At 67.5% G+C, this 14381-nt stretch carries 15 protein-coding genes and 2 riboswitches; of the genes, 13 read left to right on the top strand and 2 right to left on the bottom strand.

Going from position 1 to position 14381, the window contains the following annotated elements; genetic code table 11:
- Window positions 1-115: 115 nt before the first annotated feature.
- On the bottom strand, window positions 116-976 hold the full coding sequence (gene phhA / locus ACFQ24_RS19550; RefSeq protein WP_380914275.1) for a phenylalanine 4-monooxygenase: 861 nt from the start codon (window positions 974-976) through the stop codon (window positions 116-118).
- 157 nt (window positions 977-1133) lie between these two features.
- On the opposite strand from phhA, the gene ACFQ24_RS19545 reads away from it, so the two are divergent.
- Both ACFQ24_RS19545 and cobO read left to right on the top strand, forming a co-directional pair.
- Window positions 1134-1604 (top strand): Lrp/AsnC family transcriptional regulator, encoded by a 471-nt coding sequence (locus ACFQ24_RS19545; protein WP_380914274.1) that lies wholly within the window; start codon window positions 1134-1136, stop codon window positions 1602-1604.
- A gap of 89 nt (window positions 1605-1693) precedes the next feature.
- Window positions 1694-1942: riboswitch (cobalamin riboswitch) on the top strand.
- Between the two features lie 196 nt (window positions 1943-2138).
- Complete coding sequence (gene cobO, locus ACFQ24_RS19540; protein WP_380914272.1) at window positions 2139-2744, top strand: cob(I)yrinic acid a,c-diamide adenosyltransferase; 606 nt, start codon at window positions 2139-2141, stop codon at window positions 2742-2744.
- Between the two features lie 11 nt (window positions 2745-2755).
- On the opposite strand, the gene ACFQ24_RS19535 is transcribed toward cobO, so the two are convergent.
- Window positions 2756-3607: an ABC transporter substrate-binding protein gene (locus ACFQ24_RS19535; RefSeq protein WP_380914270.1), complete on the bottom strand. Its 852-nt coding sequence runs from the start codon at window positions 3605-3607 to the stop codon at window positions 2756-2758.
- A 70-nt stretch (window positions 3608-3677) separates the two neighbouring features.
- Here ACFQ24_RS19535 and ACFQ24_RS19530 point away from each other — a divergent pair, with 70 nt between their 5' ends.
- From ACFQ24_RS19530 to cobU, 11 genes are all read left to right on the top strand, one after another.
- Complete coding sequence (locus ACFQ24_RS19530; protein WP_380914268.1) at window positions 3678-4688, top strand: FecCD family ABC transporter permease; 1011 nt, start codon at window positions 3678-3680, stop codon at window positions 4686-4688.
- The gene (locus ACFQ24_RS19525; RefSeq protein ID WP_380914266.1) at window positions 4682-5464 is read left to right on the top strand and encodes an ABC transporter ATP-binding protein; all 783 of its coding nucleotides are present in this window, start codon (window positions 4682-4684) and stop codon (window positions 5462-5464) included. Before ACFQ24_RS19530 ends, ACFQ24_RS19525 begins: the two co-directional genes overlap by 7 nt.
- Window positions 5465-5484: 20 nt before the next feature.
- Window positions 5485-5668, top strand: a riboswitch (cobalamin riboswitch).
- A gap of 143 nt (window positions 5669-5811) precedes the next feature.
- Complete coding sequence (locus ACFQ24_RS19520; RefSeq protein ID WP_380914264.1) at window positions 5812-7794, top strand: TonB-dependent receptor; 1983 nt, start codon at window positions 5812-5814, stop codon at window positions 7792-7794.
- Between the two features lie 13 nt (window positions 7795-7807).
- Window positions 7808-8215, top strand: a complete 408-nt coding sequence (locus ACFQ24_RS19515; RefSeq protein ID WP_380914262.1) for a DUF1636 domain-containing protein — start codon at window positions 7808-7810, stop codon at window positions 8213-8215.
- Window positions 8212-9225, top strand: a complete 1014-nt coding sequence (gene cobT / locus ACFQ24_RS19510) for a nicotinate-nucleotide--dimethylbenzimidazole phosphoribosyltransferase (protein WP_380914260.1) — start codon at window positions 8212-8214, stop codon at window positions 9223-9225. Before ACFQ24_RS19515 ends, cobT begins: the two co-directional genes overlap by 4 nt.
- The gene (locus ACFQ24_RS19505; protein ID WP_380914258.1) at window positions 9222-9791 is read left to right on the top strand and encodes a histidine phosphatase family protein; all 570 of its coding nucleotides are present in this window, start codon (window positions 9222-9224) and stop codon (window positions 9789-9791) included. Before cobT ends, ACFQ24_RS19505 begins: the two co-directional genes overlap by 4 nt.
- Window positions 9788-10513, top strand: a complete 726-nt coding sequence (locus tag ACFQ24_RS19500; RefSeq protein WP_380914256.1) for an adenosylcobinamide-GDP ribazoletransferase — start codon at window positions 9788-9790, stop codon at window positions 10511-10513. The genes ACFQ24_RS19505 and ACFQ24_RS19500 overlap by 4 nt, the downstream gene beginning before the upstream one ends.
- The gene (locus tag ACFQ24_RS19495; protein ID WP_380914254.1) at window positions 10510-11490 is read left to right on the top strand and encodes a threonine-phosphate decarboxylase; all 981 of its coding nucleotides are present in this window, start codon (window positions 10510-10512) and stop codon (window positions 11488-11490) included. Before ACFQ24_RS19500 ends, ACFQ24_RS19495 begins: the two co-directional genes overlap by 4 nt.
- The gene (cbiB, locus tag ACFQ24_RS19490; protein ID WP_380914252.1) at window positions 11483-12421 is read left to right on the top strand and encodes an adenosylcobinamide-phosphate synthase CbiB; all 939 of its coding nucleotides are present in this window, start codon (window positions 11483-11485) and stop codon (window positions 12419-12421) included. Before ACFQ24_RS19495 ends, cbiB begins: the two co-directional genes overlap by 8 nt.
- Entirely contained in the window at window positions 12409-13866 is a 1458-nt protein-coding gene (locus ACFQ24_RS19485) for a cobyric acid synthase (RefSeq protein ID WP_380914250.1), read from the top strand. The genes cbiB and ACFQ24_RS19485 overlap by 13 nt, the downstream gene beginning before the upstream one ends.
- Window positions 13863-14381 (top strand): bifunctional adenosylcobinamide kinase/adenosylcobinamide-phosphate guanylyltransferase, encoded by a 519-nt coding sequence (cobU, locus tag ACFQ24_RS19480; protein ID WP_380914248.1) that lies wholly within the window; start codon window positions 13863-13865, stop codon window positions 14379-14381. The genes ACFQ24_RS19485 and cobU overlap by 4 nt, the downstream gene beginning before the upstream one ends.

Here is a 14381-nt window from a genome sequence, read left to right as displayed (position 1 = left end):
AAGATGGCGCGATTGCCCGTCATGGTCCAGTCGGACAGATATATCAGATCGGCCTGCGATCGGTCGCCCCGGGAAAGCCGCGCATCTGCGCCGGCCCCGTAATGCCTAGCTCGAGTCAGCCGCTCGCCCTTGCAGCCGCGTAGGCCTGCGTCCCGGCATGCAGCAGCCCGTCGGTCGGCAGCACTGCGTCTTCCGCGATCGTGTCCATTCCGCGCAATCGCTCGTAGATCGGGCCAAGGTCGGCATCGCGCGTCTGTCGCAGCAGGTCATCGAAACTGTCGATTACGAAATAGCTCTGCTGATAATCATCGATGCGATAGCGCGTCCGCATCACCCGCTCCAGATCGAAGCCGATGCGGTTGGGCGACGGGTCGTCGAGCGCGAAGAGGCTTTCACCGTAGGATGATATGATGCCCGCGCCGTACAGCTTGATGTCTCCGCCGTCGCGGATCAGGCCGAATTCAACCGTATACCAGTAGAGACGGGCGAGGGCCTCTATCATGCCCAGTTTAGCGGCGCGCAGCCCGCCCATGCCATAGGCCTGCATATAGTCGGCGAAGACCGGATGGACGAGCAGCGGCACATGGCCGAATACATCGTGGAAGATGTCCGGTTCCTGCAGATAGTCGAACTGATCAGGGGTTCGGATGAAGCGTCCCGCGACGAAGCGGCGGTTGGCGAGATGCTCGAAGAATATCGCGTCCGGCACCAGGCCTGGCACGGCGACCACCTGCCATCCGGTCGCACGGAACAGCCGCTCGTTCAGCTCGTCGAAATCCGGGATGCCGGATTTAGACATGCGCAGCACATCCAGCCCCTCCATGAAGGCGGGAACGACCCGGTTCGGCAACATGCGCGACTGGCGGGTGAACAGCCGGTCCCAGACCGCATGCTCCTCGGAACTGTACGACGCCCAGTCCTGCGATATCGTCCAGTCCGGAGCCGCGCCCGCGGGCGGTGCACTATCCTCTGCCATGAGTGCAGCCTAGCATGATTTCGCGGATGCCCATCTCAAAGCTTGCGGAAAATAGGCCATTCAAGATAACATCATTTCCTAATTAAGGCAAAGGCTGCGGACATTTCATCATGAACATTATCGGCGCATCGGGTTTTCACGGCAAAGGGCGCAGACGATGACCGCAGCCCGTCCCCTCGACGCCATCGACCGAAAGCTGCTGCACGAACTGCAGCGCGATGCCTCAATCAGCCATGCCGATCTGGCGGATCGGGTCGGCGCGTCCACCGCATCCTGCTGGCGGCGGATGCGTGCGCTGGAGGCGGACGGCATATTGGCGCGACCCGTTCGCCTGGTGAACGCGGCGCGGGTCGGCCGGGGCGTCAATGTCATCTGCCATATCAAGATCAAGAACCATCTGGCCGAAACGACAGAGGCATTCGAAGGCTTTGTCGCCGCGCGGGACGAGATCATCGAATGCTATTCCATGTCCGGCGATTGGGATTATCTGCTGCGCATCCTGGTCGCCGATGTGGAGGATTACACCCGCTTTCTGATGCGCACCGTGCTGCGTCATCCTTCGGTGGCGACCGGATCGTCGCATTTCGCGCTGGCGCAGGTCAAATATACGACCGCGGTGCCGATCTGATCGGCCTTCCAAAACCACGCCCTTGCGAAAGAAGTTGCGGCTGGCCATCGCCGCCATTATCGGCTTGGGCATCCGGGCATCGCCGATGTCCGGGCAAAGATCGCGCCGGTGCCTCGAAAGAGGCTTAAAATGGGAAGGCGGTGCGGGCGGGGCCTTGGCGGCCACATGCCCAAATCCGCAGCTGTCCCTGCAACTGTAAGCGGCGAGCGCGATGCACAGCGCTTCCTTCCAGCAGGGAAGCAGCCACTGGGCCTGCCGCGTTTTCCGCCTGGCCTGGGAAGGCGTGCATCAAGCCCTGACCCGCGAGCCAGGAGACCTGCCGGCGTCTGGTCGCTCTTGCCTTTGGCCCAGGGATTGGCCGGGGCACGGTCTGTATCCGTCTGAGCGACGTGCGTGATGCGGCTGGGGCCGCGCGGTCATGCGTCCGGGGCGAGCGCCCGCCCCAGGGCGTCTGTCCGGCCATCGCCCGTCCCTTTATCGGGATGATCATGGCTCGCCCCGCCTGTTGCCCCGGCGCGGAACGGGATCAGGACGATGCAACGTAGCGAGGAAGAGCATAAGGCGCGAATGCGCAAGAGGCAGGCGGCCCAGCAGAGGATCGTTGCCAGCCGGACGGCTGAAAAAGGCCTGCTGATCGTCCATACTGGCAAAGGGAAGGGCAAGACGACCGCCGCGCTCGGCATGGTGGTCCGCGCCATCGGCCATGGGCAGAAAGTGGGCGTGATCCAGTTCGTGAAGGGCGCCATGGCCACCGGCGAAAAGGCGGTGTTCGACGCTTTCCCTGAACTGGTGGAGTTCAAGCCGATGGGCGAAGGCTTCACCTGGGATACGCAGGATCGTGCGCGAGACATTGCGACGACGCGCGCAGCGTGGGAGGAAGTGAAGCGGATGATCGCCGACCCGGCCTATGCGATGGTGGTGGCCGACGAACTGAACATCGTCCTGCGCTACGACTATCTGCCGTTGGACGAAGTGCTGGATGTGCTGGCGGCAAGACCGGCGATGAAGCATGTGATCGTCACCGGCCGCAACGCGCCCGACGCACTGCTCGACATGGCGGATCTCGTCACAGAGATGACGCAGCTCAAGCACCCGTTCCGCGATCAGGGCGTCCGCGCGCAGGCGGGAATCGAGTTTTGAACGGGCGCCCCCTAGCGCGCCGCCGCCAGCGCCCGCGCCGCCTTCACATAGGCGGGGCCGCCGCACACCGTCCATGCCTGCGGGATGCTGATGCGCTTGATGCCGGCGAGGGCGGGGTGATGCAGCATCTCGGTCCCCTGATCGGCCACTGTGTCGGTGGCGCTTTCCAGGATCAGATAATCGGGCCGGGAAGCGGCCATCTCCTCCAGACTCATTTGCGACAGCGGGGGCTTGTCGATCTTCGCGGCCAGGTTGGTAAGGCCCACCCGCTGCATCAGCTCGTCGATCAGCGTGCCCGTGCCGGTCATGTAACCTCGCCGCTGATAATAGGCCGCGACGAGTCCCGGCCGCGCCCGGCCGATCCGCGCCAGATCCGCGTTCATGCCGGCGATCAGCGCCTCGCCGCGCGCCTTGTGACCCACCGCCTTGGCAACCTGGCGGATCGATGCGACGATGGCCTCATAGGTGTCCGCGGATTTCAGGTCGACGACGGCGTAGCGCGCCGGGTCCAGCGCGGCGGCGGCAGGATGGCGATGTGGCGACATGCCGACGATCAGGTCCGGGTCAGCCGCGAGCGCCTCTTCTGCCGATCCGCTCAGGAGGGGCAGCCCCCTTGCCTGCGCAGCAGCGGCAGACATCTCGACGTCGGTCGCATTGTGCGTCAGGCCGGCGATCTGGCTGCGATCGGCCAGCGCCAGCACCAGCTGATCGGCGCACAGGTTGAGCGACACGATCCGACGCGGAGCGGCGGCTCTGGACTGTCCGACCCCCGTGGGAAGCGTTGCGCTGGTCGCGCCGCCGCACAGCAACAGCATCAGGCTGCCGATCATCTGACGGACCGGGACAGGAAGGAAAGGCTTCATGGCGAAACGTCCATAACGTTCCGGCATGACGACACAAGAGACACGGCTCACGCCCATATTGCGAGGCATTGTGGATAATCCTGACATTCCCCCCTCGCGCCGCCGCGCCCTGATCCCGGTGCTTACCGCCGGGCTGGTGGCGGTCACTATCGCGTCGCTCGCCTTCGGCCCGGTGGCTCTCGGTCCCGAGCGGATCGGCGCGGCTCTGCTGGGCCATGGCGACCGGGTCGCCGCAACCATCCTGTTCGACCTGCGCCTGCCGCGCACGATCGTCGGCCTGATCGTGGGCGGAATGCTCGGTCTCGCCGGCGCGGTGCTGCAAGGCTATCTGCGCAATCCGCTCGCCGAACCCTCCGTATTGGGCGCGTCCAACGCAGCGGCGCTAGGTGCTGTGGGCGCGATCTATTTCGGCCTCTATGTCGCGCATCCTGTTGCGCTCCCGCTGCTGGCGATCCTGGCCGCGCTACTGGCGCTGCTGGCGCTGTTCGCGCTCAGCGGCCGGTCGGAAAGTCCGCTCAGCCTCATTCTCGCGGGGATCGCCATCTCGACGCTCGCCGGAGCGGGGATCAGCCTGGCGCTCAACCTGTCTCCCAACCCCTTCGCCGCGATGGAGATCATGACATGGCTGCTCGGATCGATCGAAAACCGGTCGATGGAGCATGTCTGGATCGCGCTTCCCTGCATCCTGCTGGGCGCGGGGTTGTTGCTGTTGGATGGACGGGCGCTGGACGCGCTGTCGCTGGGCGAGGATGGTGCGCGCTCGCTCGGCGTCGACCTGCGCCGGACGCGCCTTCGCCTGCTGCTGGGTGTCGCGATCGGTGTGGGGGGCGCCGTCGCCGTGTCGGGTGCCATCGGCTTCGTCGGCCTCATTGTCCCGCACATCGTCCGCCCGCTGACCGACCGAAGCCCGTCCGCGATCCTCCTTCCATCGCTGCTTGGCGGGGCGGTGCTGCTGGCTGCGGCAGACATTCTCGTCCGGCTGACCCCTACCACCAATGAACTCAAGCTCGGGGTGGTGACGGCCTTCCTAGGCGTGCCCGTCTTCCTCCTCCATCTGCTCAGGGAGCGCCGCACATGGTGAGCATCGCCGTTCGCCAGCTCTCGGTCGCGCTTGGCCGCCGAACGATCTTGCACGCCATCGACGCGGATTTCGCGCCCGGCCTGTTCACCGGCATCCTCGGACCCAACGGCGCGGGAAAATCCACGCTGATGCGGGCCATGCTCGGCCTCACCCCTATCGCGCGGGGCGATATCGTCATCGACGGGCAGAGTCTGGCGGAAGTTGCGCCGCGCGACCTTGCGCGCCGCATCGCCTATCTGCCCCAGGGCCAGACGCTGCACTGGCCGCTCAGCGTCGCGCGGGTCGTCGCGCTTGGCCGCCTGCCGCACCTTGCCCCCTTGTCGCGCATCGGCGCGGCGGATCAGGCTGCAATCGGCGAGGCGATGGCGCGGGCCGACATCCTGCACCTCGCGGACAGGGACGCGGCCCGGCTGTCGGGCGGAGAGCGGGCGCGGGTCATGCTCGCCCGTGCGCTCGCCGTGGGGGCGCCGGCGCTCGCCGTCGACGAGCCGCTCGCCTCGCTCGACCCGGGACATCAGATCGACGTCATGGATTTGCTTCGGCAAGAGGCGCGACGGGAATCGACCGTCGTCGCCGTGCTGCACGACCTGACGATGGCGGCGCGCTATTGCGACCGCATCCTGCTGATCGACAGGGGCACCCTCGTAGCGCAGGGGACACCGGCGGAGGTGCTGACCGCCGATCGGCTGCGCGCGGTCTATGGCATAGACGCCGACATCGACCTGTCCGCAGGCAAGTCGACGATCATTCCGACCGGCCGCGTAACGAACGATTGACCTTTGCCGGCCACCTGCCTATCGGCGGCGATGCAACAGGTTCCCTCGGACGGGGGATGAAAAGGGAACGGGAAAACCCCGGCTGCCCCTGCAACTGTAAGCGGAGAGCCATTGGCCAATCGCCATTGGGACGCACGTCCCGAGAAGGCGGCCAATCGGCACCGACCCGCTAGCCAGGAGACCTGCCTGCTGCAGTCGTCTTTCGCGCGGACAGGGTGTGCCGGGCGGACGGGGGTGAACCCGCATGACGGCAGAACGCTCGGAACCGCATGGCTGCGGGGGAAGCGTCGCGCCTTCGGCCCGGCATGACCCCGCGCGATGCGGCCCGTCCTGCTTGGGCTGTACATATGTCGACTTTGACTGCGCTTGTTTTCCTGCTTTCGTCCGTCCCGCTTGGCGATGCCGCCGCCGACCAGACCGCGCCGCCGCCGGACGCCGCCGCTACCACCGGCACCGCCGCCACCGATGAGCCAGATCGCCCGGACATCTTCGTAACCGCCACCCGCCTCGCCCTGCCGCTCGACAAGGTGGCGGCGTCGATCACCGCGCTCGACAAGGCGGCGATCGACCGCGCGCAGGACATCGGCGTCACCGAATTGCTGCTGCGGACGCCGGGCGTCAGCATGTCGCGCAACGGCGGCTACGGCACATCCACTTCGCTGCGCATCCGCGGCGCGGAAAGCGACCAGACCGTGGTCGTCATTGACGGCGTGAAGCTGAACGACCCGTCCTCGGCGGGCGGCGGCTATAATTTCGCCAACCTGCTGGTGGGCGACGCCAGCCGGATCGAGATACTGCGGGGGCCGCAGTCGATCCTATGGGGAAGCCAGGCGATCGGCGGCGTCGTCAACGTCGTCACGCCGCTGCCTACCAAGGCGATGGAGGGCAGCTTCGACATAGAGGCCGGCTCGCGCGACACGGTCAGCGCGCGCGCGGCGATCGGCGGCGTCAGCGGACCGTTGCGCTGGCGCATCGGCGGGCAGAGCTTCACCACCGCCGGCATTTCAGCCATCGCCCCTGCCTTCGGCGGCCGGGAAGCGGATGGCTACCACAATCGCCAATTGACCGGCCGCGCGGAAATCGCCCTGGCGGCCAGCCTCGTTGCCGACCTGCGCGGCTATTATTCCAGCGGGCGCAACGCATTCGACGCTTTCAGCGGCGACAACCCCGCCTATGGCACCAATCGGGAATTCGTCGGCTATGCGGGCTTGCGGCTCGACCTTCTCGACGGCCGGTTCCGCAATCGCATCGGCTATGGCTATACCGACACCGACCGGGACAATTTCGATCCCCGCCTGCCGCGAACTAGGACATTCGATTCGGCCGGCCGCAACCAGCGGCTGGAATATCAAGGCAGCTTCGCGATCAGCGACACATGGACTGCACAGTTCGGGGTGGAAAATGAACGCTCCCGCTTCCGCAGCGTGTCGCCGCCATCCTCGCTTGCCGTGCCCATCCCTCCGGCGGTGCGCGGCCGGGCGGAGATCAGCAGCGTCTACGGCCAGTTGTCGGCCGAACTGCTGACCGGCCTCACCCTGACCGTAGGCGTGCGGCATGACGATCACAACCGCTTCGGCGGCCAGACATTGGGTTCGGCGGGCGCGGTCTGGGCTCTGCCCACCGGCACCGTCCTGCGCGCCAATTATGGCGAGGGGTTCAAGGCACCGACGCTTTACCAGCTCTTTTCCGAATATGGGAACCAGGCGCTCAACCCCGAACGCGCCCATGGCTGGGATGCGGGTGTGGAGCAGCACTTCCTCGACGGCAGGATACGGCTAGGCGGCGCATGGTTCGAACGCACCACGCGCGACCAGATCATCTTCAACAGTTGCTCGGCGACATCCAGCTTGCCCCTCTGCCTCCAGCCGGGCAGCACCACCATCCGCCGCAGCGGCTATTATCAGAATGTCGCCCGCGCGAAGGCGCACGGCATAGAGGCGCAGGCCAGCGTGGAGCCGGTCAAGGGCCTGATCCTCGACGGCAATTATAGCTGGACCGTGGCGGAGGACCGCTCGCCCGGCGCTAATTTCGGCCGTTGGCTGCCGCGCCGCCCCCGCAATCAGGCGAATGCCTCGATCAGCTACGCTTGGCCATTTGGTCTCACCACCGGGGCGGCCCTGCGCTGGTCGGGCCACAGTTTCGACAATGCGTCCAACACGCAGCGCCTTGACGGCTACACGCTGGTCGATCTGCGCGCAGAAGTCGCGCTGCACGACAATCTGCGCCTGTTCGCCCGGGTCGAGAATCTGTTCGACGAAAGCTACATGACCGCCTACCGCTATGGGTCGCTGGGCCGCAGCGTCTATGCCGGCTTGCGGGGCCGCTTCTGATGGGGGCGCTCCGATGCTGAAGGCAGAGGAAGGCGGAACCGCTGTCGTCGTTTGCAGCACCTGCCGCTTTTCGGCGCAGGCGCGGGACGATGATCGCGGCGTGCGCGGCGGCGCGCGCCTCGGGGAAGCGCTCCGCGCGCTGGCGGCGACGGACACGCGCTATGCCGGCATCGCCATCCATGACATGCCCTGCCTCTTCGCCTGCGGGGATCATTGCACCGTCCATCTGCGCGCGCCCGGCAAGGTCAGCTATGTGTTGGGCCGCTTCGCCCCGGATCGGGATGCCGCGCGCGCCATCCTCGATTATGCGGCCCGCTATGCCGATAGCGACCATGGCAGCGTGCCCTATGCCGAATGGCCGGAGGGCGTGAAGGGCCATTTCATCACCCGATCGCCACCGGAAGGATATGTCGCCACATGATCTCCTCGACCCGCAGCCGGTTCGAAGCGGCGCTGTCCGCGCTGCCCTCTCCTGACGCATGTGCGATCGCGGCGGCGCGGGCGCGGCAGGCCCAACTGACCAAGCCGCCCGGCTCGCTGGCGCGGCTGGAGGAGATCGCCCTCTTCTTCGCCGGCTGGCAGGGCGTGGAAAGGCCGATGCTGGAACGGGGCAGGGCGCTCATCTTCGCTGGCAACCATGGCGTTGCGGTGCACGGGGTCAGCGCCTTCCCACCGGAGGTCACCGCGCAGATGGTCGCCAATTTCGCGGCGGGAGGCGCGGCCATCAACGCGCTAGCGACCTTGGCCGATCTCGAGATCCGTGTCCTGCCGATAGAGCTTGACCGCCCGACCGCCGATTTCACCCGCGCGCCCGCCACGACCGAAGCGGAATGTCTGGCAGCCCTGTCGATCGGCGCGGAAGCGGTCGAACCGGGCCTCCACGCCATCATATTGGGCGAAATGGGCATCGGCAATTCGACCGCCGCCGCGGCCCTTGCCGCGCGCAGCTTCGGCGGCGCGGTGTCGGACTGGGTGGGGCCGGGCACTGGCCTTGATCGCGACGGTGTCGAGAGGAAAACCCAGGTCGTCGCGGACGCACTCGCCTTCCACGCCGACGCGCCGCACAGCCCGTTCGACACATTGTGCCGTGTCGGCGGGCGAGAGATCGCCGCGATGGCCGGCGCGGTGTTGCGGGCGCGGCAGCTTGGCATTCCCGTCATTCTCGATGGATTCATCAGCTGCGCCGCCGTTGCGCCACTGGCGGCCGCGACCCCAGCCATCGTCGATCATTGCCTGGCGGGCCATTGTTCGGCCGAACCGGGCCACGGCCTGCTGCTTGAAAAGCTCGGCCTTGAGCCGCTTCTTCGCCTGGGCATGCGGCTTGGCGAGGGCAGCGGCGCGGCGGTCGCGACACTGATCGTCCGCGCCGCGCTCGCCACTCACGCCCAAATGGCGACCTTCGCGGAAGCGGGCGTTTCATCCAGGGCATGAGCGCGCGCCTGCTCCACCTGCTGCGCCATGGCGCGCCTGAAAGGCCCGGCCTGCTCATGGGCAGGACCGACGTCATGCCGACGCCGGAAGGGATCGCCGCATGTCTCGAACGCACGCGCGGCCTTGCCGTGGACGCGGTCGTGAGTTCCGACCTTCGCCGTGCGCATGCGGCGGCGCAGGCCATCGCGGATCGCGACGAACATCCCCTCACCGTCGATCCCCGCTGGCGCGAGCTGGACTTCGGCGCGTGGGACGGCCAGCACCCGGCCAGCATCGATCCGCCAGCGCTCGCCCGCTTTTACGACGATCCTGACCGTCATCCCCCACCGCAGGGCGAGCGCTGGTCTGACCTTGTGGACCGCGTCGGCGCGGCCATTGGCGAGCGACCTGCCGGCGACATCCTCGTCCTCACCCATGGTGGGGCGATGCGTGCGGCGCTCGCCCGTCTGTGCGGCTTTGGGCCGGCGCAACTCTGGTTCTTCGACCTTCCTTATGCGGCTTTGCTGACCGTCCGCATCTGGCCGGAGCCCCATGGCGGCGCGCAGATCGTGGGACTGCGCGCATGAAGGGCCTGATCGCCGCCATCCAGTTCCTGACGCGCCTGCCCACGCCCCGCATCGCCGTGACCGACGCGGCATTCGCCCGGTCGATGCGCTGGTTCCCGATGGTCGGGCTGATCCTCGGCCTGTTCATCACGATGTCCGCCCGGCTCGGCTGCCTGATCGACGGCTGGACCGGCGCGCTGCTGGCCCTGCTGACATGGGTCTTGCTCACCGGCGCGCTGCACCTCGACGGGCTTGGCGACATCGCCGATGCAGCCGGTGCCGCGCATAAGGGCAAGGACGGCGCGCATCTCCGCGCGATTCTCGCCGATCCGCATGTCGGCAGCTTCGCCGTCGTCGCCATCGGGGCGCAGCTTGTGACCAAACTGGTCCTGCTCCATGCCCTCCTCGAACGCAGCCTGCTCCTGCCCCTCGTCCTGATCCCCTTCGCAGCGCGCATCGCGCCGCTCGTCTGGACCCGGACGCTCCCACCCTTGCATGAAGGACTCGGCTCGCGTTTCCGCCAGTTCGTGCGGACGTCCGATCTGCTGATCTGGAGCCTCTCCCTGATCGCCGCCTCCTGCTTCGTGCCGGCGCTTGTGGCGACGCCTCTCCTGCTGCTGCTCTGGGGCCTTTGGCTGCGCCGCCGCATCGGCGGCATTTCGGGTGACGGCCATGGCGCAGGCATCGAACTCATCGAAAGCGGCCTGCTGCTCGCCTCCCTTCTGTGGGCAGCGCTCGGATGAGCGACCGCTGGACCTGGCATGGCGGCGGCCTCGCCGCTGCGCGCGTGACCTTCGGCGATGGGGGCGCACCTTGGCTCGACCTGTCGACCGGCATCAATCCCGACCCCTGGCCGGTGCCGCCGCTCGCCATAGACTGGGCGCGCCTGCCCGACGAAGCGGACCTGCGCGCGCTCGAAGCCGCCGCTGCCGATCATTTCGGCGTAGCCGCCCACCATGTCTGCGCCGTGCCGGGGACTGAGATCGGTTTGCGCCTCATCGGCCAGCTCGTTTCGGGACTGGCCTTTCACCTCATGCCGACCTACCGCACCCATACCGAAATAATGGGTGGCAGCGCGCCACTCCTGCTGACGGACATGGCAAAGGCGGATGGCGCAACCCTGATCCTCGCCAACCCCAACAATCCAGACGGCCGCGTGCTGGATCGGAGCCGGATGCGCGACCTGCTCGACCGGAGGGGCACCAGCGGCCGGCTGCTGCTCGACGAAGCCTTTGCCGATGCATCCCCCGGCATCAGCCTGGCGAGCGAGGTCGCTCGCAACGATCGGCTGATCCTTTTCCGCTCCTTCGGCAAATATTTCGGCCTTGCCGGCGTTCGCCTCGGCTTTGTCTTGGCCGCGCCGCCTATTCTCGAGCGCCTCCGCCAAAGCCTGGGCGCATGGCCGCTCTCTGCGGCGGCCATCGCGATCGGCACGGCCGCTTATCGCGATCGGGACTGGATCGAAGCGACGCGCGATCAACTGGCGCTGCGGGCGAGCAGGCTCGACGCCCGTCTTCAGACGATGGGCTTCGCTCCGACCGGAGCCTGTCCATTGTTCCGCCTGCTGCAGGTGCCAGACGCCCCCACGCTGTTCGAGCGACTCGCCCGCCGCCATATCCTGACCCGGCCTTTCGCTGATAACCCCGCATGGCTGCGCATCGGCCTGCCGCCCGACGCCGCTGCGCTGGACCGGCTGATGGAGGCGTTGGCCGGTGGCTGATCCAGTGGCACTCGCCGCTCTCGCCCTCGATGCCGCGATCGGCTGGCCTGCCGCGCTCTACCGGCGCACCGGCCATCCGGTGGGAGCCTTCGCGCGCCTCATCGACGGGTGCGAGCGTCATTGGAACCGCCCGTCTTTGCCGTCTGCACGACGCAGGCTGGCCGGGATCGGGACGCTCGCGCTGCTCCTGCTACTGTCCGTCGGCCCTGCCTTGCTGATCCAGCGCGCGATGAATGAGCTTCCCGGCCCGGTGGCGTGGCCCCTTCTCGCCCTCTTCGCCTGGCCGGCGCTCGCCCAGCGCAGCCTCCACGACCATGTGTCCGCCGTGGAGCGGGCGTTGCGCGGCGGCGATCTTCCGCAAGCGCGCACCGCCGTCGGCAGGATCGTCGGCCGCGACACCGCCACGCTCGATGAAGCGGGCGTCGTTCGCGCCGCGATAGAAAGCCTGTCGGAAAGCTATTGCGACGGTGTCGCCGCGCCTCTCTTCTGGCTGCTGGCGCTCGGCCTGCCCGGCGTCTGGGCTTACAAGGCGGTAAATACTGCCGACAGCCTCATCGGCCATCGCGAGGAACGCTGGCGCGCGTTCGGCTGGGCGGCCGCCCGGATGGACGACGCGCTGAACCTCATTCCCGCGCGTATCGGCGGCGTGCTGATCTGTGTCGCAGGGTGCAGCGGCTGGCGTACCATGGCACGCGACGCGCGCCTCCACGCCTCGCCCAATGCCGGCTGGACCGAAGCCGCGATGGCGGGCGCGCTCGGCCTTCGTCTTGCCGGCCCGATCGCTTATGACGGCGTCATGCAGGACAAGCCATGGATCGGCAGGGGCAGGGCAGCGGCGGGTCCGCAGGACATCCGCCGGGCTCTGCGCATCTACCGCCGCGCCTGCTTGCTCCTCTGGCTCATCGCAGGGGGCGTCGCATGGGCGCTGTGATGCTGCAGGGCACCGGCTCCGACGTCGGCAAGTCGGTGCTGGTCGCGGGTCTCTGCCGTGCGCTCGCCAACCGGGGTCTGCGGGTTTTGCCGTTCAAGCCGCAGAATATGTCCAACAACGCCGCCGTGACGGCTGACGGCGGAGAGATCGGCCGCGCCCAGGCGCTCCAGGCGCTCGCCTGCCGGGTCGATTCCCACAGCGACATGAACCCCGTGCTGCTGAAACCCCAGGCGGATCGCACATCCCAGCTCATCGTCCATGGAAAGGTGCGCGGGACTCTGGGCACCGGCAATTTCCGGCAGGCGCGCACGCCGCTGCTTCCCGATGTGCTGGCCAGCTATCGCCGTCTGCGCGCGGCATGCGACCTCGTGGTGGTGGAAGGAGCGGGATCGCCGGCGGAAATCAACCTGCGCGCCGGCGACATCGCCAATATGGGCTTCGCGCGCGCGGCCAGCGTTCCCGTGGTGCTGGTCGGCGACATCGACCGGGGCGGCGTGATCGCGGCCATCGTCGGCACCCGCACCGTGATCGACCCACAGGATGCGGCGATGATCTGCGGCTTCATCATCAACAAATTTCGCGGCGATCCTGCGCTTTTCAGCGACGGCTATGCGCAGACGGAGGCGCTGTCGGGCTGGCGCGGCTTCGGCATCGTGCCCTGGCTGCCAGCCGCGGCACAATTGCCCAGCGAGGATGCGGTCATGCTCGAACGCGGCCGACCCCTGTCTGGTGACGCGCTGCTGATCGCGTGCCCCATCCTGCCGCACATCTCCAATTTCGACGATCTCGATCCGCTGAAGCTCGAACCGGCCGTGCGCCTCGTGATGGTCCCGCCGGGCCAGCCCGTTCCGGCCGACGCCACGCTCATCATCCTGGCGGGGTCGAAGGCGACCATCGGCGACCTCCACGCAATGCGCCAGGAAGGATGGGACATCGACATCCTTGCCCATCACCGGCGCGGCGGCGCAACACTGGGCCTGTGCGGCGGCTATCAGATGCTGGGGCGCACGGTAGCGGACCCGTTGGGATTGGAAGGGCCGCCAGCCTCCGTCGCTGGACTTGGCCTGCTGGACATCGAAACCCGCCTGTCCCCCGCCAAGACGCTGAAGCGGGTCGCCGGCACAGCGCTTGGCGCGGACTTCACCGGCTATGAAATGCATATGGGCGAAACATCGGGCCCCGACACCGAACGTCCCTTTGCGCATCTCGTTGACGGTCGGGTGGATGGAGCCGTCAGTCCGTCAGGCCGCGTCATGGGCAGCTATGTCCATGGCCTGCTCGCCAGCGCCGACATGCGGCGGGCGCTGCTGGGGCTATTGGGGTCGGCCAGCAGCGGAGCCGACTATGACGCCAGCGTCGATGTCGCGCTCGATGCTATCGCTTCCGAACTGGAGGAACATCTCGACATCGACGCGCTGATCGCCATCGCCCGGGAGGCGGCATGACTCGCACGCTTCTCGTCCTGGGCGGCGCACGTTCGGGCAAGAGCCGCCATGCTCAGGCGCGTGCCGAAACGACCGGCCTTGACCGCCTGTTCATCGCGACGGCGCAGCCCTTCGACGATGAGATGCGCGACCGCATCGCCCGCCATCGACAGGAACGGGGCGCTAGCTGGCATACAGTGGAAGCGCCCATTGATATCGCCGCAACCCTCGACGCCCGTTCCGCGCCGGACAGGGTGATCCTGGTCGATTGCCTCACGCTCTGGACCTCCAACCTGATACTCGGCGACCATGACGTCACGCGCGCGACTGACGATCTGATCGGCGCGCTGGCCCGTGCGGCCGGCCCCGTCATCCTCGTCGCCAACGAAGTGGGTCTCGGCATCGTGCCGGACAATGCGCTCGCCCGCCGGTTCCGCGATGCAGCCGGCCTGGTCAATCAGCGTGTCGCCGCCGCCTGCGCGGAGGTGGTCTTCCTTGCGGCCGGCCTCCCGCTCACGCTCAAGCCGGCAGGCTAG

This window comes from Sphingobium olei (assembly GCF_042678845.1).
GTDB lineage: Bacteria > Pseudomonadota > Alphaproteobacteria > Sphingomonadales > Sphingomonadaceae > Sphingobium > Sphingobium olei.
Note: the sequence above shows the minus strand (reverse complement) of the source record. Positions and strands in the feature narration are given on the sequence as shown.